The 21,764-nt window shown below is 68.9% G+C and carries 21 protein-coding genes; 14 read left to right on the top strand and 7 right to left on the bottom strand.

Going from position 1 to position 21,764, the window contains the following annotated elements:
• The first annotated feature begins 14 nt into the window (after positions 1-14).
• From ABZ845_RS10610 to ABZ845_RS10600, 3 genes are all read left to right on the top strand, one after another.
• On the top strand, positions 15-974 hold the full coding sequence (locus ABZ845_RS10610) for a hypothetical protein (protein WP_360975966.1): 960 nt from the start codon (positions 15-17) through the stop codon (positions 972-974).
• A 153-nt stretch (positions 975-1,127) separates the two neighbouring features.
• Positions 1,128-2,582 carry an amino acid permease gene (locus ABZ845_RS10605; RefSeq protein ID WP_360975963.1) on the top strand — a complete coding sequence of 485 codons (1,455 nt, stop codon included), beginning with the start codon at positions 1,128-1,130 and terminating at the stop codon, positions 2,580-2,582.
• 307 nt (positions 2,583-2,889) lie between these two features.
• Entirely contained in the window at positions 2,890-4,278 is a 1,389-nt protein-coding gene (locus ABZ845_RS10600) for a C39 family peptidase (protein WP_360975960.1), read from the top strand.
• 87 nt (positions 4,279-4,365) lie between these two features.
• Here ABZ845_RS10600 and ABZ845_RS10595 read toward each other — a convergent pair whose 3' ends face one another.
• Complete coding sequence (locus ABZ845_RS10595; RefSeq protein WP_360975957.1) at positions 4,366-4,494, bottom strand: hypothetical protein; 129 nt, start codon at positions 4,492-4,494, stop codon at positions 4,366-4,368.
• 616 nt (positions 4,495-5,110) lie between these two features.
• Between ABZ845_RS10595 and ABZ845_RS10590 the strand changes: the two genes are divergently transcribed.
• The 3 genes from ABZ845_RS10590 (at position 5,111) to ABZ845_RS10580 (ending at position 8,618) form a co-directional block, all read left to right on the top strand.
• Positions 5,111-5,620, top strand: coding sequence for a hypothetical protein (locus ABZ845_RS10590; protein ID WP_360975954.1), 510 nt, complete (start codon positions 5,111-5,113; stop codon positions 5,618-5,620).
• A 32-nt stretch (positions 5,621-5,652) separates the two neighbouring features.
• The gene (locus ABZ845_RS10585) at positions 5,653-6,531 is read left to right on the top strand and encodes a C1 family peptidase (RefSeq protein WP_360975951.1); all 879 of its coding nucleotides are present in this window, start codon (positions 5,653-5,655) and stop codon (positions 6,529-6,531) included.
• A gap of 884 nt (positions 6,532-7,415) precedes the next feature.
• The gene (locus ABZ845_RS10580) at positions 7,416-8,618 is read left to right on the top strand and encodes a hypothetical protein (RefSeq protein WP_360975948.1); all 1,203 of its coding nucleotides are present in this window, start codon (positions 7,416-7,418) and stop codon (positions 8,616-8,618) included.
• Here the strand turns inward: ABZ845_RS10580 and ABZ845_RS10575 are convergent.
• Together ABZ845_RS10575 and ABZ845_RS10570 are read right to left on the bottom strand one after the other, a co-directional pair.
• Positions 8,602-10,362 carry an asparagine synthase-related protein gene (locus ABZ845_RS10575; RefSeq protein WP_360975945.1) on the bottom strand — a complete coding sequence of 587 codons (1,761 nt, stop codon included), beginning with the start codon at positions 10,360-10,362 and terminating at the stop codon, positions 8,602-8,604. The two genes, ABZ845_RS10580 and ABZ845_RS10575, sit on opposite strands and share 17 nt — an antisense overlap.
• Before the next feature lie 61 nt (positions 10,363-10,423).
• The gene (locus tag ABZ845_RS10570) at positions 10,424-11,047 is read right to left on the bottom strand and encodes a lasso peptide biosynthesis B2 protein (RefSeq protein ID WP_360975943.1); all 624 of its coding nucleotides are present in this window, start codon (positions 11,045-11,047) and stop codon (positions 10,424-10,426) included.
• A gap of 511 nt (positions 11,048-11,558) precedes the next feature.
• On the opposite strand from ABZ845_RS10570, the gene ABZ845_RS10565 reads away from it, so the two are divergent.
• From ABZ845_RS10565 to ABZ845_RS10550, 4 genes are all read left to right on the top strand, one after another.
• Positions 11,559-11,690 carry a hypothetical protein gene (locus tag ABZ845_RS10565; RefSeq protein ID WP_360975940.1) on the top strand — a complete coding sequence of 44 codons (132 nt, stop codon included), beginning with the start codon at positions 11,559-11,561 and terminating at the stop codon, positions 11,688-11,690.
• A gap of 112 nt (positions 11,691-11,802) precedes the next feature.
• Positions 11,803-11,949 (top strand): SCO1431 family membrane protein, encoded by a 147-nt coding sequence (locus ABZ845_RS10560; RefSeq protein ID WP_360975937.1) that lies wholly within the window; start codon positions 11,803-11,805, stop codon positions 11,947-11,949.
• Positions 11,950-12,111: 162 nt separating this feature from the next.
• Entirely contained in the window at positions 12,112-12,759 is a 648-nt protein-coding gene (locus ABZ845_RS10555; RefSeq protein ID WP_360975934.1) for a TetR/AcrR family transcriptional regulator, read from the top strand.
• Positions 12,760-13,026: 267 nt separating this feature from the next.
• On the top strand, positions 13,027-14,199 hold the full coding sequence (locus ABZ845_RS10550) for an acyl-CoA dehydrogenase family protein (protein WP_360975931.1): 1,173 nt from the start codon (positions 13,027-13,029) through the stop codon (positions 14,197-14,199).
• A gap of 23 nt (positions 14,200-14,222) precedes the next feature.
• Here the strand turns inward: ABZ845_RS10550 and ABZ845_RS10545 are convergent, their stop codons facing one another.
• On the bottom strand, positions 14,223-14,432 hold the full coding sequence (locus ABZ845_RS10545; RefSeq protein ID WP_360975928.1) for a hypothetical protein: 210 nt from the start codon (positions 14,430-14,432) through the stop codon (positions 14,223-14,225).
• Positions 14,433-14,703: 271 nt separating this feature from the next.
• Positions 14,704-15,129 (bottom strand): hypothetical protein, encoded by a 426-nt coding sequence (locus ABZ845_RS10540; protein ID WP_360975925.1) that lies wholly within the window; start codon positions 15,127-15,129, stop codon positions 14,704-14,706.
• A 266-nt stretch (positions 15,130-15,395) separates the two neighbouring features.
• Between ABZ845_RS10540 and ABZ845_RS10535 the strand changes: the two genes are divergently transcribed.
• The 4 genes from ABZ845_RS10535 to fxsA all read left to right on the top strand — a co-directional run bounded on the left by ABZ845_RS10535 (position 15,396) and on the right by fxsA (position 19,620).
• Positions 15,396-15,836 carry an Lrp/AsnC family transcriptional regulator gene (locus tag ABZ845_RS10535; RefSeq protein ID WP_030677853.1) on the top strand — a complete coding sequence of 147 codons (441 nt, stop codon included), beginning with the start codon at positions 15,396-15,398 and terminating at the stop codon, positions 15,834-15,836.
• Between the two features lie 46 nt (positions 15,837-15,882).
• Positions 15,883-17,508, top strand: coding sequence for an amidohydrolase (locus ABZ845_RS10530; protein ID WP_360975922.1), 1,626 nt, complete (start codon positions 15,883-15,885; stop codon positions 17,506-17,508).
• Between the two features lie 605 nt (positions 17,509-18,113).
• A complete protein-coding gene (locus ABZ845_RS10525; protein WP_360975919.1) occupies positions 18,114-18,908 on the top strand; it encodes a polyprenol monophosphomannose synthase in 795 nt (264 codons plus the stop codon).
• A 139-nt stretch (positions 18,909-19,047) separates the two neighbouring features.
• Positions 19,048-19,620: an FxsA family membrane protein gene (fxsA, locus tag ABZ845_RS10520; RefSeq protein ID WP_360975917.1), complete on the top strand. Its 573-nt coding sequence runs from the start codon at positions 19,048-19,050 to the stop codon at positions 19,618-19,620.
• 125 nt (positions 19,621-19,745) lie between these two features.
• Here fxsA and ABZ845_RS10515 read toward each other — a convergent pair whose 3' ends face one another.
• Complete coding sequence (locus ABZ845_RS10515) at positions 19,746-20,120, bottom strand: RNA polymerase-binding protein RbpA (RefSeq protein WP_003977404.1); 375 nt, start codon at positions 20,118-20,120, stop codon at positions 19,746-19,748.
• Positions 20,121-20,375: 255 nt separating this feature from the next.
• Entirely contained in the window at positions 20,376-21,728 is a 1,353-nt protein-coding gene (locus tag ABZ845_RS10510) for an MFS transporter (protein ID WP_360975914.1), read from the bottom strand.
• Positions 21,729-21,764 lie beyond the last annotated feature (36 nt).

Below are 21,764 nucleotides of genomic sequence, written 5' to 3'. Positions count from 1 at the left end.
ATGGACAGGGGAGTATGGCCGCGGGGTTATTCCAGGGGCAGTATGTGTGGCATCCGGCGGCCGACGACCGCGAACTGGCGAGCGTGTGTGTGGAGGTGCGGGCCGGGCGCTATCTGGGTGCGTACGGGCTGCTCGCCGAGACACATGACGACCCCGGGCTGCGCGCCCACCGCTCGCTGGTGCTCGCCTCCGTGGCCGCCGACTCCGATCTGGCCGAACGCTGGCTGGCCGAGGAGCCCGGTCCCGAGTCCACGCTGATCTGGGCGCGCGTCGCCGTCCTGCGGGCACTGCGCGCGGCCGACGGCGAGGATCCCCGGGCCCGCGCACTCGAGCGCATCGCGCTCGGCGCGTGCCGGCGCGCCACCGACATGGCGCCCCAAGACCCCACCCCCTGGGTGGCCAGGCTGGCCCTGACGCGGCTGCAGGAGATCCGCGAACCCGCCCCGCGGGGACTGCTCACTGCACCTCCCGGCCCCTGGCAGCTGTTCTCGCACATCCTGCGTCTCGATCCCGCTCACCGCGAGGGCCACCATCGTTTTCTGGCCTACTTCTTCACGCGCAACGGCGGCTCGGTGAACGCCGCGTGGGACGTCGCCGCCTTCCTCGGCCAGCGGGCTCCCGCGACCTCTTCGCTGCGGTTGCTCCCCCTGGTCGCGCTCGTCGAGAGCTACAACCCCTCCCAGCTGCTCGCCGACCGCGTCTGGGAGCAGCCACAGTGGCGCTCCACCGCGCTGTCGATCTACCGCTCCTGGCTGCCCGAAGTCGCCGGCTACCGCTTCACGCCCGTGCTGGACCTGGCGTATCTCGCGCACGCGCTGGTCATGGCCGAGCAGTCGTTCGAGGCGCGTGCCGTCCTCATGGCCATGGGGCCCTACGCCTCGCGCATGCCCTGGAGCGTCTTCGGCGATCCCGTGGAACAGCTCTCCCGCGCCCGCCGCCTGTGCGGACTTCCCGTACCCAGCGGCGCCGCCTGACACCTCCACCCCCTGTCCGGTCCCATCCCAGCAGAGAAAGGTCCCGTTGTGGAAGAACGGAAAACCGCGCAGGAACGGAAATCCGCGCCCCGTACGAGACGGCGGGCGGGCCAGGATCCCGTCACGATCGACGACGACGCGACGCTCCACGCCATGGGATATCCACGGAAACTCACCCGCCGATTCCAGGCATTCGACAACTTCGCCATTTCCTTCACCATCATCAACATTCTCTCCGGGATCTTCTCCTCGTTCGGATTCGGGATGAACGCGGGGGGCCCGCGCGTTCTCGTCTTCGGCTGGATCGGCGTCTCCGTCATGGTGCTTTTCATCGGCGCCGCGATGGCGGAGGTGGCCTCCGCCTATCCGACGAGCGGGGCCCTGTATTTCTCCGCGGGAAAGCTCGCCAAACGTCACAGAGGTGCCTGGTCCTGGTACACGGGCTGGCTCAACTTCGTCGGGCAGATCGGCGGCACCGCGGCCACCGGATACGCCGCGGCCACGTTCATCCAGGCGTTCCTGGCGCTGCAGTGGTCCTCCTACAACCCGACCACGCACCAGACCGTACTGATCACCGCGCTGATCATCGTGGTGCAGGGGCTGGCCAACACCTACACGGTGCGGCTCGTCGCCGTCCTCAACCGGATCTCCGTGTGGTGGCTGCTGATCGGGCTCGTCGTGATCGTCGGCGCGCTCGTGATCGTGCCGAGCGGGCACCGGCCGGTCTCGTTCGTGACGCACTTCGTGAACAACACCGGCTTCACCAGCGGGCTGTACGGAGGCCTGCTCGGCCTGCTCGTGACCAGCTGGACCTTCACCGGCTTCGACGGCAGCTTCCATATGTCCGAGGAGACGGTGCGGGCGACGGTCAACGCGCCTCGGGGCATCATGCGGTCCATCGGCTACTCGGCGGTCACCGGACTGGTCCTGATGCTCGCGCTCGTCTACAGCATTGGTGACTACTCGAAGGTGGTGGCCTCCTCGGCGCCGCCGGTGCAGATCCTCATCGACGGTGTCGGCACGGGCGCCGCGAAGGTGCTGCTGCTGATCGTCATCGGCGCCATGCTCTTTTGCGGACTGGCCAATCTGACCAGCAACACACGGCAGATCTTCGCCTTCTCCCGGGACGGCGCGATGCCCGGCTCCCGCTGGTGGCATTCGGTCTCGCCGCGCACCCGTACGCCGGTCAAGGCCGTCTGGCTCGCCGTCGCCTGTTCGCTCGCCCTGGTGGTGCCCGCCTGGTGGTCCCACACCGCCTTCACGGCGATCGTGAGCGTGAACGTCGTGGGGCTCTTCCTCGCCTATGCCGTGCCGATCTTCCTCAGGCTCAGGCTCGGATCCGAGTTCCGGCCCGGTCCCTGGCACCTCGGTCGGTGGAGCACGCCCGTGGGTGTGGTCGCCGTCGCCTGGGTCCTGCTCAGCAGCGTGCTGTTCATGCTCCCGCAGGCGTCCCCGATCACAGCCGAAACGTTCAACTACGCGCCGATCGCCCTCGCGGCCGTTCTGGTCGTCGCCACACTGTGGTGGTTCGCCACCGCACGGCGCCGATTCCGGGGACCGGTCAGCTACGGCAGCCCCGACGAGGTCGCCGCGATGGACCTCGTCTGAACGGTGCCGAGGCTTCGGCGTGCCGGGTACGGCGGGGCTCCCCCCCCGCCCGCACGCCCTGGCCCGGCGGCGCCCGGCGAAGCGCCCCTCCGGGCGGACACGTCACCCGGTCGGGCGCCGGGCCGCACCCCGTGGTGTTCGAGCCCTCCGGAGTCGCGTCGGCGCAGGTCACGTCGGTGATCGAGGCCGAGAGCGGTGGGCGGCACGAGGGCCGAAGTGCTGGCAGCGGCACCCGGGTCCCGGCGATAGTGGGCGCACGCCGTGCGTCCGGACCGCTGCCACAGGACACCCTGGGGGTCACCCGCCGATGACCAGAGCTTCAGAGCCCTCCCGCAGAACCGTCCTCGCGGCGGCGGTCGCCATCGCGGCGACGGCCGCGTCCGTGGGCCCCGCCGCCGCGACAGTAGGCACGGTGGGCCCCGCCGCCGCGGCCGTACCGGCCACTCGGCCGACGAAAGCAACCCCGAGACTCGTGGACTACCGAGCCTGGACCTCGTACTCCGACTGGCGCGGCGGCACCGCGCAGGGTGCCGCCGCCGTGTCCGGCCTGCGCCCGGGAGTGGTGATCGCCGCCCCGGCGGGCCGTACCCGCTACACGGATCCGCACACCGGCAAGACCGCCATCTGGGACTACGCCACCTGGACCTCACCGGTCCATGTGCTGTCCGTGCCCTCCACCGAGGCCGTCGCCTCCTGGAACGCGAGCACCCCGGCCGGTACCTGGCTCCAGGTCGAACTCCGGGGCACCTACACGGACGGCGTCAATACCCCGTGGTACGTGATGGGCCGCTGGGCAGCAGGTGACCAGGACATCAAACGGACCTCCGTCGACGGCCAGACGGACGGCAGGAGCAGCATCTCGACGGACACCTTCGCCCTCACCGACCCCTCCTCCGGTCTGCGCCTGGCCGCGTACCGCCTGCGGCTGACCCTGTACCGCAAGCCGGGCACCGGGCTCACCCCCACCGTATGGCGGCTGGGCGCCATGGGCTCCGCCGTCCCCGACCGCTTCGGCGTCCCCGCCTCCACGCCCTCCCTCGCCCATGAGCTGGTCGTCCCGCGCTACTCGCAGGAGATCCACAAGGGCCAGTACCCGCAGTACGACAACGGCGGTGAGGCCTGGTGCAGTCCCACCTCCTCGCAGATGATCATCGAGTACTGGGGCCGGAAACCCACCCCGCAGCAGTTGTCCTGGGTCGACCCGTCCTACGCCGACCCGCAGGTCGACCTCGCGGCCCGCTCCACCTACGACCACCAGTACCAGGGCTGCGGCAACTGGCCTTTCAACGCCGCCTACGCCGCGACGTACAAGGACCTCCAGGGCGTGGTCACCCGGCTGTCCTCACTCACGGACCTGGAGACGCTGATCGCGGCGGGCATCCCGGCCATGACGTCGCAGTCCTTCCTCAAGGAGGAGCTGACGGGCGCCGGTTACGGCACCTCGGGCCATCTGATGGCCGTGATCGGATTCACCGCCGACGGCGATGTGATCGCCAATGATCCGGCCGCGCCCGACGACCGGGCGGTACGCCGCGTCTACAGGCGGCGCGAGTGGGAGAACATCTGGCTGCGGACCAAACGGCACAACGCCGCGGGCAAGGTCGTCTCCGGCACCGGCGGCGTCTGCTACCTGTACTTCCCCGCCCGGCTTTCCCCAGCTCAGCAAGCTGCACTGGCCTCTGTAGGGGTGCGCTGACGGGCAAGTGAACGGCCCTCCCGTACCCCGGGAAGGCCCGCACTTTTCCTTGATCTACTTTGTCTGGGGAGAATCTGGGGAGATCTGCTACGAGGAGCCCTCGAACCAGTTCTGCATCGCTGAACGGCCCCGGCCATCCGCCTCGGGCATCATGTGCGCGTAGATCCGGAGTGTGATCGACGGATCCGCGTGGCCCAGCCACTTGGAGACTGCCACGATCGGCTCACGCGCGTCAGTTGTACCGGGGCGAAGGTATGCCGCAGTGCGTGAAAGCCGTCCTCCCCCCGACGCGACCCTGCGACGCGCCCCCACCTCGCCGGCCTGTTGCCGAACTCCTTGCCTGACGGGGCGCGGTCGCGTCGGACCGCGGGAGTGCTACTTGTGCTTCTCCCCGCCCCTGCCGCCGCTTGTCGTCCGGCGACGTCGCGTCCAGCTGCGGTGGAAAAGGGAGACACGAGCTTGACGTGCTCACTGACCCAAGGTCCAGGGATCCCTGCCCGGAGTGATCACAGGCGGGGTCGTTTGGTCGTTTGGCGTCATCGTTTGACGTCAGTTGTAGTGGGCTCGCTCGCCGCCAACGCGTACAGGGATCCGCCCCGCACACCCACCGTCGATTCACCGTGACTCGCCGCTATTTGTTGGCGGAGGGGCAGTCGTTACCCTGCCCCTCGTCAGGGGCCGGCATGTTCAACTGTTGCTGCACTGGAAAGTTGACCGACCAACGATAGGGGCGTCGCCGGTCCATACTGCTTGAGTTGGTTGTCAAATGTTGCAAAGTGCCCTACCTGGAAGCATGCTGATTAAAAGTAACCTCTGCCTGGTAGGTGCTCTCATGTGCGGACGGTCGACGAGCGCACAAATTGCCGAAACGATCGCCAGCACCAAAGCCGCCACGCCCGACAGTACCGTCTGGATCTTGATCGCTGCAGCCCTGGCCTTGGCGGTTCTCGCACTTATCGTTGCGTTGCTTCGCTCCCGGAAGCAAGGGGATCTGACTGAGGAAGTCCGGTCCATGGCAGGTCTCCTGGCTGTTTGGGGAAGCGACGGCGTCATCGTGGCCGCCGCAATTTTTGGTATCAAGTTGGTGAAAAGCGACAGTAATCAGGCCGTTGCGCTCCTCACGAGCGCCTTCACCGCTGTCACCGCGATAACTACGGCGTACTTCGGAATCAAGGCCGTTTCCAATACCGCTCAAAGCGTGGTCGCCCAACAGGCGTTGGGGAATGTTAACGGCGATGGCGAGAAAGGCCGGGAGGGCCGGCAGCAGGGGAACCCGGGCCCGGGACAGGCGGGACAGCCGGGGCAGGACCGCATGAGGGGAAGTCCGCCGCCGGATCGATAGATCACCAAACTCCACGCGGAGGGAGATTTGCAGTGAACGCTCAAAGCAATGGCCCGGTAGGTGGTCTGGGGTGGATACGCGATCACCCTGACATCCGCGACTACACCAAAGAGAAACCACAGGTGGCCAAGTTCCTGGGCGCGACAGGAGTGTTGGCACACACAATGAACACACTGCCCGGTACCGCTGATCTCAGGCCGAAGTGCTCGCCCATCGTCAACCAAGGACAGCTTGGTTCGTGCACCGCGAACGCGGCCTCCGGGGTTATCGAATACTTCGAGCTTCAGACCTCGAGCTCCTACATACCCGCGTCCCGCCTCTTCATTTACAAGGCGACGCGCGACTTCCGGCAGCAGCAGGGCGACACCGGCGCGACTCTGCGCTCCACGATGGGCTCGCTCGCACTCTTCGGTGCCCCGCCCGAGAAGTTCTGGCCGTACGACATCACACAGTTCGATGTCGAACCGCCGGCGTTCTGCTACTCGTTCGCGGGAGACTACCGGGCACGGATGTACTACCGGCTGGACCCGGCCGGTATCGATGCCGAGACGCTCTTGACCGACATCAAGGGCCAAGTGGCCTCCGGGCTACCCACCATGTTCGGCTTCACGGTCTACAGCAGCATCGAGCAAGCCCTGGGTGGCAACATACCCTTCCCCAGTCAGAACGAGAACGTCCTCGGCGGGCACGCGATCGTAGCCGTCGGTTACGACGACAACCGCGCGGTGACCAACCCCATTGACGGATCCACCACAACGGGCGCACTTATCATCCGCAACTCGTGGGGCACGACGTGGGGCGACTCCGGATACGGATACCTGCCCTACGAGTATGTCATCCAAGGCCTGGCCACGGACTTTTGGGTCCTGGTTCAAGCCGACGACATCGAAATCGGTCAGTTCAGCTCCTGAACTCAGGCGAGCTCTGGAGGGCGGAGCACAGGTGAGCTGCCGCAGCGCCAGTGAGCCCAGAGCCTCCTCCTGCGAACGGGGCCGCTAACGCCACGGTCACGCGCTACAACTCCAAGCCGTGCAACGGGAGTTCTTGGCCACGTTGGCCACGCACACCCCAAGGCGACGCCGACTTCACGTCTTTCGCACGGCTGACGGCTGACGGCGGGCGCTGCCGAGGCCTACGGGCCGCACGCGCACCACGATGCGGTACTCCAGGAGTGGGACGCGGTGGGTGTACCCACGGGCTGAGTCGGCCGGTCCCAGTAGAACCGCGCGCCTGCGTGATCGGAACGAAGGGTTTGTGCGCCTACGGCTGGAAGCTCATCCCCGCCGACGAGGACCGGCACGAGCTCCTCGTTCGCCGCGGCATCGACGACAGCGAACCGTCCTGTCCGAAGCCGCAAGGGGGACTCATTCGTGTAGGCCGTCCGGAGGCATCCGGATGGTGATCCGAATTCTCGCCACGGACGATGGTGCTCGAGTCCCGGCGCAGCACCAGGTCTCCTGGTCCGCTGCGGGGTCGGATGCTCCGCGACGCCACCGCGAGGTACGTGCCGCAGGCAGGTCGGCAGGGCTCGCCAGACGGCGCTTCACCCGTGCAGTGCCCCAGTGACAGTCGAAGGAGACCCCGTGGTTCCAGTTGGCATACTCCGGTTCCGACCGGAGGGACATGTTCCCGGCCGACCTCGCTGTGTATCCGGTCGCGGTCACCGTCGGCACGGCTGGCGCATGGCGCATGGCCTGCGGCGTCAGGAAGTGATGACGTGAAGCCTCCGCCCAGGTCAGGCGTCGGCCTGCACCCGCGGGCACGACGGGTACCGACGAGAACCAGACGGTCACGGGTGGCCGTGGTATTGATCCTGCTGGTCTTCTTGCTGACAACGTCGGTGCTGGCTTATTTCGGTGTCGGAGACCTCACGGGGGCCCTGACCTTTCCGGGCCGCATCACCGGTGCCGTCCTCATCGTGGTCTCGTTCGCCACGTTGTTGGGCGCTGCCGCGGTCGTGGACCACTGGTTCTGGAACAGCTTCGTTTACTCCGGAGTGGTCGCCCTGATCGGCGCGAGCGCGGCATTCTTGACCAACGTCATGCTCCTGGTCGAGATATGTGATAGTGGCGATAAGCTCCGCTTTAAGGTGGCGTTCGGTCTGCTCGCGGTGGGTTCGGCATGGGCTGTCTTCGCCGTGTGGCGGACATCGGTCGAGATCCCCGCTCCGAAGCGGGTTGCCGCGGCAGTGATTGTCACCTCGGTTATCGCGGTAGCCAATTTCGGCTACCAGAGCCTCTACCAGCCATCCCTGCGCGATACCCAGCCTCTCATCAAGTTGACCATGGAGGAACCTGTGCTGAGGCAGGACCACAAGGCATTCGCTGTGCCGGTCGACGTCAGGCTCGAGAACCACAGCGATGTGGCTTTCTATGTGCTCGGCAGCGAAATCCACACCATGGGAGAACGGGTGCCTCTGAGCACGAAGGACCGGCTCCGCCAGCAGTGGCGAGCTGATGCCGAGCAGTGGAACAAGTCCGTGGAGAAAAACCCGCTCTCCCGCAGGGAGATCCACGAGTCCGGCGAGTTGGTGACCGCGCAACCAGTGATGCCCTACGGAGTGTGGATCGACGCAAACGACGCCTTCGCCACCCGAGTGGTTGTTCAGATGCCCATCGACACGCCCTACGACCAGGTGGCCTTCTATGCCTCGGCCAGCTTCGCGCGCAAGGATCGACTCGGCCTGACGTTGTTCAACTTGGAAGGTTACTCTTGGGCTGGCGGCAAGGTGCCGAAGTGGGAAACGAGAAACAACGACGACGCCGTCGTCTACCGCGGCAGGGTGTCCGAAAACAATGCCATCGACGCGCTTACGAGGGACCCCCGCTACGTCACTGTCTACTGGAATTTCGGCACGCATGGCGCAAGCGTGGCGTCAGTCATTGCGCGATACGGCGAGGAAGGCACCCAGCCGGAGTCGGTGAGCCGGTACGGTATTGTCGACGTCGAAATGGGCCCGATCGATCGGATACTGTGGGACATCAAGACCCCGCGATGACCGACACAGGTGCACCGAGCGCACAGGAACGCTGGTCCAATCGTTCCAGCCACACCACCACGGCGAGAGAGCTGTTCAAACGATCCCAGGAGTATGAGTCCCCTATCCCCAACTGTGCCTCCTTCACTGCCCGGCACAGCGTCTCGACGTCGAACATTTCCGCAATCAGGGGGTGCCGCGCGGAGCGGCAGAGGTCGATGAGTTCGTCGCCGTGTATGCGCAGGCCGCGGGCGTAGAGCTCGTTGAAGGGAATCTTGACCGCTCGGCCGAGGATCCGGGGCGGGAGCAGATCTGCCATGGCGTCGCGCAGGACCGCCTTCGGGCGGCCCGGTTGAAACGTCGCTTCGGCGGGGAGGCGGCGCATCGTGGCGATGACCTCCGGGTCGAGGAAGGGGTGCGAGAGGAAGAATCCGTCCTGTCGTGCGCGGCTCCAGGACAGCGGGTCGGGAGCGGCGATGTAATTGGCCGCGTCGTAGACCGACTGTTCGGGCTTGCGCCCGAATACGAAGCGGCTCTCCGCGATGCTGGCTTCACGGTAGCCGTGAGCCCCGGCGAATCCGGATCGTAGCCATCGGGGGCGGGCGAAGTTGCCGAGGCCGCCGAGCACCGTTCCGCGCTGGTGGAAGAGCGCTGTGCCCCGTTCAGCAGCCAGCGGAAGAGCCGGCCGCACTACGTAGGCGGAGACGACGTCCCACAGACCCCGCTCGCTGCCCGCGGCCCAGGCGCGTGCCTGCCTCATCAGCTGCCGGAGCTGTCCTGTGCGGGCCAGCCTGTGCAGGTGAAGCGGGTTGGCGTCCGCGATGGGATCGGCCCCGCAGCCGGTCATGAGTGTGTCACAGCCCAGTTCCGCCGCAGCGGCATGAAGTCTGCTCCAGAACGGGGCGCGGAATGCATGCGCATGAGGCTCGTCCTGGTCACCCGCGTGGTGCTGGAAGTCGTCGAAGTCGGCCACGTCATCGACTTCGATGATCACCGGGCGGGCCGCGGGTGCATGACGGCGGATCTCCTCCATCGCCTCGTCGAGGTACGGTTGCTCGCCGGCGAGTTCTCCCTTTTTGAAGCGCCCGGCGAGCAGGACAAGGTCCCCGGGGTGGCCCTGTCTCACGGTCAGCAGACGTGCCGCGAGCAACGCGATGCTGGTGGAGTCGGTGCCGCCGGAGACGTGGCACGCCGTCATCCTGCCCATACGGCGCCCGACGGCGTTCTCCAGCGCGAGCCGCAGGTCCTTCGCTGCGCCGCTGAGGTCGAGGCTCTCTGCCGGCGGTACCGACGGGTCGTCACCCTGACGGACGCGTCGCAGCACCCGGCCGCGCATCTGCCCTGTGATCGATAGTTCCACCACCTCGCCGCCCAGTACCCGGTGTACCCCGGTGAAAGGGGTGAGTTCGGAGTGCGGTTGAGCCATGTTCCCGGTCAAGTATCGACAGAAGTAACGACGTGCCAGCTCTGCTCCGCCGCCCAGGTGGCGCGCCGAGGTACTCACCGCGCTCACACGGCCACCGGACTCTTTGAAGAACAGGGGCATGCGTGCCTGCTCGTCCCGCATGAGCAGGATGCGGTCGCGGCACACCAGGACAGCCGCATAGTCGCCGGTCGGCAGACGCGGTGCGGCTCCCGGCCGACCGAAGGCGTCGAGGAGTCCGCGCGCGCCCGCCACGCGGTCACGGACCGAGCCGACCCAGCCGACGACCACCGCGGTTCCGACCCGTGAGGAAACCGTCGTCACGAGTCCCTGCTGTGCCATGGCCCCGGCTGCCGAAAGCTTCGGAGCGCGCCCCGCCCACTCAAGGCGGAGTGCCTCCACGTCACTGCCCTCCGCCGTCGATCGACAGAACCGGAGTGAACGCATGCCCGCGGGGATCGGCGTCAGGGACGCACAAGCCGCCCGAAGATGTCCAGGCGTGCAAGGCGAACGGGTGCTCGCGTACACCGACATGGAGCACGGCCTTCAGGCCGAGCCGCCTCAGCAGGACGAAAGCCGTCACGGCCTCCGCCTTGCAGTCGTCGTTGACGAACCAGCTTCTGCGGCTGTGTGATTGCACTGCTCGTTTCAGCCGAGTGACACCCTCCGCGGAGGCAGGTTCCGCACGGGCGTAACCCGGGGCGGCCAAGGACAGGAGCCGAAGGACGCGCCCGAATCCCAAGGTCCGGATCAGCAGGTGAATACCGCGCAGCCAGAGCCCTACCTCGAGGTCCGAATGCTCCTTTCGGCGGGCCGTCGCACACCCGGCACGGATGAGACCGGCGACAAGCGCGGTCCGTTCCTCTGAGCTTCCCTCAGCGAACTTCTGGATATCTGCCGTCGCCATTCCGAGAAATCGCGTCCGCTTCCAATCCGCGATCAGCGCTCCGCTGGACATTCTGGTGACACGGCAGTGCGGTGACAGGATCCGCGTCATGGCTGCCAGGCCATCGGGGTCGTCTGTCACCGCACACCCTCCAAGGTCGGCTTGCCGCAGCGACTCTGCGGGGCCCGGTTCGGCTTCTGGACGGCGTCAGCTCTGGTAACCGTGACCGTCGTAGAAGCCGCCGCTGAAGCCCCGGATCAGACGGCCGTTGCCGAGAAGAACAAGCCCGGGCGGCGTACGACGTCGCAGCAGTCGGAGAAACATCGCTTACCTCCTGGATCAGGCGGCCTTGGTCGCATTCAGGCTACTCTGTCCTCGATGCCCCGCAACCGGACTACCGGCGTCCGCGCCGCAGAGCACGAGTGATTCGCGGGACTGACCGAAAGCGGCCGTAGTCCTGTGACTGAGCACTCGAAATGGCGGATCGGAGCAGTCTTGTAGGCGGCGAACCGGCGAGTACAGCGGCGCGGTCACCACAGTGAGCCGGTCCTCTGATCCGGGTGCTGACCAGTCACGGCAGCTGGCCTGGCGGGCCTTCAACCACGACCGCCGGTACATTCTGGCCCTGTGCCGAAACGCGCCCCCCGGAATCATGGCAGGCAAGGCCGGCCTGAAGACGGAGCTGGAGACCATAGAGAGCCACTGGCGCGACAGCGGTCTGTACTTCCCCGCCCGGCCCACCACGCGGCAGGCGGCGGCACCGGCGGCGGTGGGCATCCGCTGACCGCGGGTCCTGGCATGTGACCAAGCTCTCGGCCGCACAGGCGCATTCCGGTGGCAAGGTGGACACAACGGCGGGGGGAGTCCACCGAACAGTCCGAGACCAGCGAGATGCCATGACCGCCACCTCAGCCACCGCCGCCCGCCTCCGTGCCCGTACGGGCGGACCGAAGGGCGACGGAACGCCGTTGTCCGAACACATCGCGGGCTGGGCCCTCGTGGTGGTCCTCGCGATGCTCGTCACCCAGCTCGGGCTGCTGTGATCTGAAACGGCCCCGGCATTCCCGGCCGACTTGCCGATTCCGGAAGGCGGCCGACCTGTTCCCGGCCGTACGGGACCGGTTCCCCCGGAATCGAACATCCTGCTGGCCCGCTTCTGCGATACTGCGGACATCCCGCCGGAAGTTGGAGACCTGGGCCGAAATTTGAGTATCAGTCAGCAGCGGGGTGCCGCACGCGGTACCGGTCGCTCCCTGGCGCGCCGTGCCGAACTCATCGCCATCGGGCGGAAGTTATTCGCCGACACGTCGTACGACGCCTTGTCGATGGACGACATCGCGCGCCACGCCCATGTGGCCAAGGGACTGATCTACTACTACTTCGCCTCGAAGCGCGGCTATTACCTCGCGATTGTCGAGGATTCGATGGCCGGTCTCATCACCAGCGCGGCCGGCGGTCTCGAGCTTCCGCCCGCGGAGCGCGTACACCGCACCATCGACCGCTATCTCCGCTATGCCGAGAGTCATCAGGCCGCCTACCGCACGATCGTCAGCGGCGGTGTGGGCTTCGACGCCCAGGTGCACGCCATCCGGGACGAGGTGCGCGAGGCGATCGTCGCCACCATCGCCGAGGGTGCGTACGGCCGCAGGGACATCGCCCCGCTCGCGCGCATGGGCCTGATCGGCTGGGTCTGCAGCGTGGAAGGCGCGACGCTGGACTGGATCGCCCGTCCTGAGCTGAGCCGGCATGCCATGCGTGCGCTGCTGGTGAAGATGCTGGGCGGCACCCTCCGGGCGATCGAGGAGCTCGAGCCCGCCTACGCGGCCCCGCCTGCGGCCCGCCGGGATGCCTGACCGCCGAGGGCCGGCGCACATTCGTGGGCCGGTACGGCCGGTCAGCGGTGCGGCTCGGCCCGACGTGATCGCGGCTTTCCTGAAGTAAGCGGTCGTTAACTGGTGACTCGGTGCCTCCGATCGGGCATACTCCAAGCGCTACATTCGCTGGTCAGCCGCTTCCGAGACCCGGTGCGGCGAGCATCGGCGAGACCAAGTGAGACCCGGCGGCGCCACCCCACCCAAGGAGGCGTGCGCCGATTCCCCGAAAGGGAGGAGAGCGTCGCCATGCCCGACCGCGCCCCGCAGCCGGTGGACCGTCAACTGCCCACGGACGAGGCCCGGGATCTGATCTCGCTCGTACGTGACATCGCGCAGAACGAGATCGCCCCGAAAGCGGCCGAGGAGGAGGACGCCGGACACTTCCCGCGCGACGTCTTCCGACTGCTCTCCGAGTCCGGGCTGCTCGGCCTGCCCTACGACTCCGACTACGGCGGCGGCGACCAGCCGTACGAGGTCTACCTCCAGGTTCTCGAGGAACTGGCCGCGGCACGCCTCACCGTGGGCCTCGGGGTCAGCGTCCACACCCTGGCCTGCCACGCCCTCGCGCACTACGGCACCAAACAGCAGCAGGCCGAGCATCTGCCCGCGATGCTCGGCGGCGGCCTGCTGGGCGCCTACTGCCTGTCCGAGGCGTCCTCCGGGTCGGACGCGGCGTCCCTGCGCACCAGGGCCGCACGCGAGGGCGACGACTGGCTGATCAGCGGCACCAAGGCGTGGATCACCCACGGCGGGATCGCCGACTTCTACACCGTGATGGCGCGCACCGGCGAGGACGGCCCGCGCGGGATCAGCGCCTTCCTGGTCCCGGGTGACAGCGAGGGGCTCAGCGGAGCGGCGCCCGAGAAGAAGATGGGCATGAAGGGCTCGCCCACCGCGCAGGTCCACTTCGACGGCGTCCGGGTCGCCGACGCCCGACGGCTCGGCGAGGAGGGCCAGGGCTTCGCGATCGCCCTGTCCGCGCTGGACTCGGGGCGGCTCGGCATCGCCGCCTGCGCCATCGGCGTGGCCCAAGCGGCGCTCGACGAGGCCATCGCCTACGCCACGCAGCGGCGGCAGTTCGGGCGGCCGATCGCGGACTTCCAGGGACTGCGCTTCATGCTCGCCGACATGGCGACGCAGATCGAGGCGGGCCGGGCGCTGTATCTGGCAGCGGCGCGTCTGCGGGACGCCGGCCGGCCGTTCGCCAAGCAGGCCGCCATGGCCAAGCTGCACTGCACCGACACGGCGATGAAGGTCACCACCGACGCCGTCCAGGTGCTCGGCGGGTACGGATACACCGCCGACTTCGCCGTCGAGCGCTATATGCGGGAGGCCAAGGTGCTGCAGATCGTCGAGGGCACGAACCAGATCCAGCGGATGGTCATCGCCCGCCACCTCGCCGGCCCCGAGACGCGCTGACCCGGACTCCGTCCGGACGCGATTCAGCCCCCCGAGAGCCGGTCCAGGCCGGTCGGGGGTGCCGCGAGGCGTACCCATTCCGGGTCGTGGCGTCCGGGCAGGGTGCGCCCGTCATCGGCCCAGGTGCGCATCAGGGCGCGGTAGATGGGCGGGTCCGGGACCCGTGGCGGCGCGGGTGTTCCCGTGGGCGCCGGGACGAACACCCGTCTCGGCCGTTCGGCCGCTCCGTACATGGGAGCAATGGGAGTCATACCAGGGCAACGCCCTGGCCCGCGCACAGGTCACCGGTCCGGTCAATCGAGAGTGAGTTCCCCCGGGGCCCGTACGGGGCACGGAGCGCGTTCCTCGCGTGGAATTCCCGGCCTCACTCCTGCGGGTTCCGGGCGTACCGGCGCAGGTCGGACCGGCGGAACCGGCGCCTGGCGTACCGGCAGCGGCCGGACCGGCGAAACAGGTGTACGGCGTATCGGCGGGGACGCTCCGGCGGACCGTGCCGTCAGCCGGTCACGCGGCCTGGTGCCGCATCGCCGGCATCCGCACCGGGCGCGAGCCCGGGCCGCCGACGTGGGAGAAGGGCTGCGTCCGCCAGTCGAGCCCCAGAGGCAGCGTCAGCAGCAGCGCGGTGTCCTGCTCCTGGGGCGTGGCCGACGCGTCCGCGGGCAGGGCGTCGGACGCCGCCTGGCCCGTACCGGGGCAGACCGTGAGACCGAACGGGTCCCACGGCGAGGCGCACAGCGCGTGCTCGGGCAGTACGTCCTCGTCCGCGAGAAGCGCGATGGGCTGAGCGCAGTCCGGGCAGATCACGCGGTACATCTCGAAGGTGTCGTACTCGTCGAACTCGTCGTCGGCGGGTTCGACGCCCTCCGGCTCGGGCTCCGGGGCCTGCTGCCGTTTGGACGCGATTCGGCCAGGGCGCTTCGGACTCTGCATGGATTCTCCCCCTCGGACTGGGCCGGCCGGGCGCTGTGGCCTCGACCACAGCAAGCACTTCCCGCCTCGTCCCGGCGGTAATCACGAGGACGTCACGAAGGCCGGTGGCGCCCTGTGTCGTTCGTCACACGCCCTCCGCAGATGCCGGATGCCGCGGTCCGGCCCGCGGACGGCGCACAAACCTCTTCCCGGGACATCACAAACCGGGTGTGACCTGCGCGGCCGAGGTATCCGCGGGGAACCGGCGCACTGTAGGTTCTAGCGCCATGGAGGAGCTGGACCGACAGATCGTGCAACTGCTCGTCAAAGACGGGCGGATGAGCTACACCGACCTGGGCAAGGCCACGGGCCTGTCCACGTCGGCCGTGCACCAGCGGGTGCGTCGGCTGGAGCAGCGCGGTGTCATCCGCGGATATGCCGCGGTCGTCGACCCGGAGGCAGTCGGGCTGCCGATGACCGCCTTCATCTCCGTGAAACCGTTCGACCCCAGTGCCCCCGACGACATCGCCGAACGCCTCGCCGGTGTTCCGGAGATCGAGGCATGCCACAGCGTGGCGGGCGACGAGAACTACATCCTCAAGGTCCGTGTCGCGACACCCCATGAACTGGAGGAGCTGCTGGCGCGCCTGAGGTCGCTCGCGGGTGTCTCGACCCGCACGACGGTCGTGCTGTCCACGCCGTACGAGGCGCGACCGCCGCGCATCTGAGCGACCTGCGTGCGGGGCGGGCCCGGTGAGGCGCGAGACTGTTCCCATGAACGAGCGCACCGCCCCGCCGCAGACCGTTCTGCTGCGCCGAGGAGAAGTCCACAGCCCCGCCGATCCCTTCGCGACGGCCATGGTCGTCGAACGAGGACAGGTCGCCTGGGTCGGCTCCGAGGGCGCCGCGGACGCCTTCGCGGACGGTGTGGACGAGATCGTGGACCTGGACGGCGCGCTCGTCACCCCGGCGTTCACCGACGCGCACGTGCACACCACCGCCACGGGCCTCGCGCTCACGGGACTCGACCTGTCCGGCGCGCCCTCCCTGGCAGCCGCCCTCGCGCTCGTCCGTGACTTCGCCGCCGCCCGTCCCGCCGACCGCGTGCTGCTCGGCCACGGCTGGGACTCGGCCCGCTGGCCCGAGGGCCGTGCCCCCCGGCGGGACGAGCTGGACGAGGCCGCCGGCGGTCGTCCGCTCTATCTCAGCCGGATCGACGTGCACTCGGCCGCCGTGAGCACGGCCCTGCTGGATCTCGCGCCGGGCGTGCGCGACAGGGCCGGATTCACCGACGGGGAGCCGCTCACCCGCGACGCCCACCACGCCGTACGCGCCGCCGCGCTCGCCGCCGTCACCCCCGCTCAGCGCGCCGAGGCCCAGCGAGCCGCCCTCGCGCACGCCGTCTCGCTCGGCATCGGCTCGGTCCATGAGTGCGCGGGCCCGCAGATCTCCTCGGAGGACGACTTCACCGGACTGCTGCGGCTGGCCGCCGAGGAGCCCGGGCCCCGGGTGACCGGCTACTGGGCCCAGGACGGCGACGAGGGCGTCACCAGGGCGCGTGAGCTGGGCGCGGCCGGAGCGGCCGGCGATCTGTTCGTGGACGGCTCCATCGGCTCGCACACCGCCTGCCTGCACCAGCCCTACGCCGACGCCGCCCACACCGGCGCGGGCTACCTGGACGCCGACGCCGTCGCCGGGCATGTCGTCGCGTGCACCGAGGCCGGGCTGCAGGCCGGCTTCCACGCGATCGGCGACGCCGCCGTCACCACCGTGGTCGAGGGCGTGCGCGCCGCGGCCGAGAAGGTCGGCCTCGCCCGCGTCCGCGCGGCCCGGCACCGGATCGAGCACGCCGAGATGCTCACGCCCGGGACCATCGCCGGCTTCGCCGAACTCGGCCTCACCGCCTCCGTGCAGCCCGCCTTCGACGCGCTGTGGGGCGGTGACGACGGCATGTACGCCCAGCGCCTGGGAACAGGACGGGCCCGCTCCCTGAACCCGTTCGCGGCGCTGCTGCGCGCCGGCGTTCCGCTCGCCTTCGGGTCCGACAGCCCCGTCACCCCGCTGGACCCGTGGGGCACGGTGCGCGCGGCGGCCTTCCATCGCACCCCCGAGCACCGGGTCTCCGTGCGTGCGGCCTTCACCGCGCACACGCGCGGCGGCTGGCGCGCGATCGGGCGGGATGACGCGGGTGTACTCGTTCCGGGCGCACCCGCGGACTACGCGGTGTGGCGCACCGACGCGCTGATCGTCCAGGCCCCCGACGACCGGGTGGCGCGCTGGTCCACGGACCCCCGTTCCGGCACCCCCGGGCTGCCCGATCTGACCCCGGGCGCCACTCTCCCCGTCTGCCTGCGCACGGTGGTGGGCGGCCGGACGGTGTTCATGCGTCCGGGCGAGTGATCTCCCGGGGTGGCGCGCGTGCGACAAGCCCCCGCGGCGCTGTCGCGCGACCTGGGAATCCTCGGGCCTGACCAGGCCACCTGTTGAAAAACCGCAGGCCGGAGGGCTGTTGACAGCCAGCCGCAGGGGGCGGGTAGGTTCGGCCGGGTCCACCACCGGACGTCCGACCGGAGAACCTCCGCGCAGTCGCCGCAGCGCCGCTGGGTCAGGGTGGTGCGCCATACCGGCGCGCCGCCGCTGGGAGCCAGGCTCAGCGCCCGCGCCACGGCGAGGGCAACGTTCCGGCCGGTTGGGAGGGTGCGACCCGGGTGGGGCCCGGACGCTCAGTAGACAACGGCTTTTGGTCGACCCGCAGCCAGCGGGTCCCTGGTCGGCCCGAAGGGCGCCGGGCCCGATCCGCAGTCCGGCCGCGGTGGCAGGGCGCGGCGGGCTCGATGCGGATCAGGGCCCAGGATCTTGCCCGTACCGCCGGGACGCGGAACAAGAAGACGGGCACTCTTACTCGACTCTTGCCTAATCGACACCCCTGTACGAACCTCCGGACACGTCGGCGCAGATTGGGGCCACTAGGGTGGACCTCTGCGAACGGACCTGAAGGGGCAGTAGTGAACGACGGCGACGCGACCCGCACGGCAGGAGCCCAGGGGAGGCAGTTCGGCCCGCTCGGCACCGCCTTGGTGATCATTCCGACCTATAACGAGGCGGAGAACATCAAGACGATCGTCGGCCGGGTGCGGTCCGCCGTGCCCGAGGCGCACGTGCTCGTGGCCGACGACAACAGCCCCGACGGCACGGGGAAGCTCGCGGACGAACTGGCGGCCGACGACGACCACGTCCAGGTGCTGCACCGCAAGGGCAAGGAGGGCCTGGGCGCCGCCTACCTCGCCGGCTTCCGGTGGGGCCTTGAGAACGGCTACGGCGTCCTGGTCGAGATGGACGCCGACGGCTCGCACCAGCCGGAGGAGCTGCCGCGTCTGCTGACGGCGCTGGGGAGCGCCGACCTGGTGCTCGGCTCCCGCTGGGTGCCGGGCGGCCGGGTGGTCAACTGGCCCAAGTCCCGTGAGTTCATCTCCCGCGGCGGAAGCCTCTACTCGCGTCTCGCCCTCAGCCTGCCGCTGCGCGACATCACGGGCGGCTACCGTGCCTTCCGCCGCGAGACCCTCGAAGGGCTCGGCCTCAGTGAGGTCGCCTCCCAGGGGTACTGCTTCCAGGTCGACCTGGCCCGGCGCGCCGTCAAGGCCGGCTACCACGTGGTCGAGGTGCCGATCACCTTCGTCGAGCGTGAGCTGGGCGACTCCAAGATGAGCAAGGACATCCTCGTCGAGGCGCTGTGGCGCGTCACGGCGTGGGGCTTCGGGGACCGGGTCGCCAAGCTCAAGGGCGGCCGCAAGTCCTCCTGAGCGCACAGCGCTGCGTGTCAATCGCGGGCCGCTCCCTTCCGTCACTCGTACGGGTTCACAGGGAGCGGCCCGCGGTTTCACAGCCGAGGGTGATCGATCTCTTATCCCGTGCTGAGCGCGCCGTGTGCACACTGGGACCATGACGACTGGCGCACCCGCTTCTCCCTATCCCGCCCGCCCCCGGCGCTCCAAGCTGCGTACCTACCTGCCGCTGGGCATCGCCCTGTGGCTGGTGCTGGAGATCTGGCTGCTCACCCTGGTGGCGGGCGCGGCCGGCGGGCTCACGGTGTTCCTGCTGCTGGTTGCCGGATTCGTGCTGGGCTCCGTGGTCATCAAGCGGGCCGGCCGCCGCGCCTTCCGCAATCTGAGCGAGACGCTCGGGGCCCGCTCGTCCGGCCGGGCGACGGAGGGCGGGAGCGGCAACGGGCTGGCGATGCTGGCCGGTCTGCTTCTGATGCTGCCGGGCGTGATCTCGGACGCGGTGGGCCTTGTGCTCCTCATACCGCCGGTCCAGAAGGCGGTGAGCCGCTTCACCGAGCGGACCATCGACCGCAAGCTCAGCGCGGCTGCTCCGGGAAGCCTCGGCGACGCTTTCCAGCAGGCTCGTATGCGCCGTCCCGACGGAAAGGTCGTGCAGGGTGAGGTGATCAGGGACGAGCGGGGCGAGCCCTCGGGCGCCCCTCAGGAGCCCCGCCCGCCGCTGACCCCCTGACGCGCCGGGAAAGCGAAAAGCGGGCGCCGTACGTCGAAATGACGCACGGCGCCCGCTTTTGCCGATCACGGGCCCATAGCAACCCATTGGGCCCCATCGGGGGTCACGCGCACTTCCGGTGGGAACTACGCGGACTTGCGGCTGTCCCGCGGGTGGACCGCGATGTTCATCGCACCGGAACGGAGTACGGCCAGGCGCTCCTCGAGGACCTCTTCGAGTTCCTCACGGGTGCGCCGTTCCATCAGCATGTCCCAGTGTGTACGCGCGGGCTTGGCCTTCTTCTCTTCCGGGCCGTCGCCGTCCACGAGGAGTGCCTGGGCCCCGCAGACCTTGCACTCCCACTCCGGCGGGATCTCCGCCTCGACGGAGAAGGGCATCTCGAAGCGGTGCCCCTTCTCGCATGCGTACTCCACGGCCTGGCGCGGGGCCAGGTCGATGCCGCGGTCCGTCTCGTAGCTGGTCACCACGAGGCGCGTGCCGCGAAGAGCTCGCTCACTCATGAATCGTGCCTCCCGGGCTTGTCGCCCACAGGACAGGTGTCGCTGTCGTCGTCATCCGGTCAACGTCCGGTCGGCGGTAAAGATTCCCGTTCCGGGTCATGCGTCGCCGTCGTAGCCGCCCCTTGTTGTACCCACCAGCGCCCGGTTTGTCACATCTGCTAGCAGATGTCACCCAGCGTTTCGTCTCCTTTGACGCGCAGTAACGGTACGCCTGGCAGGCCAAACGCGTACACTACCGCCCTTTGCCGTCAGGTGCTAAATCCTTTCGGGGAGTGGATTGCCCGCGTCGAGCACCGCCTGCCGCACCGGGACCCGGGCCAGCAGCACGAACCCGATCGCGAAGAAGACCACCAGGGAGATGATCGAGTCCCGGTAGCTTCCGGTCAGCTGATAGGCGAGCCCGAACAGAAGGGGGCCCAGCCAGCTCATGCCGCGGTCGCTCAGCTCGTACGCCGAGAAGTACTCGGCCTCCTTGCCCGCGGGCACGAGATGCGAGAAGAGGGACCGGGACAGCGCCTGGCTGCCGCCCAGGACCATGCCGATGCAGGCCGCCAGGACGAAGAACCACACCGGCGCGCCCGCGGGCAGGAAATAGCCGGCGCCGAGCGTCGCGGTCCACGCTACGAGCGAGCCGAGGATGGTGCGCTTGGCTCCGTACCTGCGGGCCAGCCGCCCCATGCCCAGCGCTCCGCCCACCGCCAGCACCTGCACCAGCAGCACGGCGACGATCAGCGTGGACTGGCTCAGGCCCAGCTCGTCGGACCCGTACACCGACGCCTGGGAGATCACCGTCTGGATGCCGTCGTTGTAGATGAGATACGCGGCCAGGAAGGAGAGGGTCAGCGGGGTGCCGCGCATGTCCCGGAACGTGGCAACCAGCTGCCGCCATCCGTGTACCGCGGGACCCGTCGCCGTGTGCGCCGTACGGCGGTCACGCAGCCGCCTGAGCGGGATGACCGTGAACGCCCCCCACCAGACGCCGGCCGCGGCCAGGCAGATTCGGACCGCGGTGGCCTCCGAGAGGCCGAAGGAGCCGTGCTGCGTGTACAGGATCAGGTCCGCGATCAGCATCATGGAGCCCGCCCCGTAGCCGAAGGCCCAGCCGCGCGAGGAGACGGCGTCGCGCTCCTCGGGCAGTGCGATCTGCGGCAGATACGAGTTGTAGACGACCATCGAGACGGCCATCGCCGCGTTCGCGACGATCAGCAGGAGGCCGCCGAGCAGATAGCGGTTCCCGTCCAGGAAGAACATGCCCGCCGTGGCCGCGGCCCCCACATACGCGCACAAGGCGAGCAGGCCCTTCTTGCGGCCGCCGCGGTCGGCCGCCGCTCCCACGAGCGGCATCAGTACGATCGCGAGGATGACGGACGCCGAGACGCAGTAGGCGAAGAACGAGCCCGCCCGCACCGGGATGCCCAACGGGTGCACATAGCCGTGGGCGTCCGCCGCCGACTTGGCCACCGCCGTGAGGTACGGGCCGAGGAACACGGTCAGGACGCTTGTCGAGTAGACGGCGCAGGCCCAGTCGTAGAAATACCAGCCGCGCTGTTCGCGTCTGCGCTCGGCGGCCGAGTCGTCCGCCACTGACGGCATGGTGTCTATACCCACCTGTGCCCTCGCTTCCCCGGTAGTCGTGCGCGGGGC

The organism is Streptomyces sp. NPDC047022, from assembly GCF_040644155.1.
GTDB lineage: Bacteria > Actinomycetota > Actinomycetes > Streptomycetales > Streptomycetaceae > Streptomyces.
This window is presented reverse-complemented; position numbering and strand designations above follow the sequence as displayed.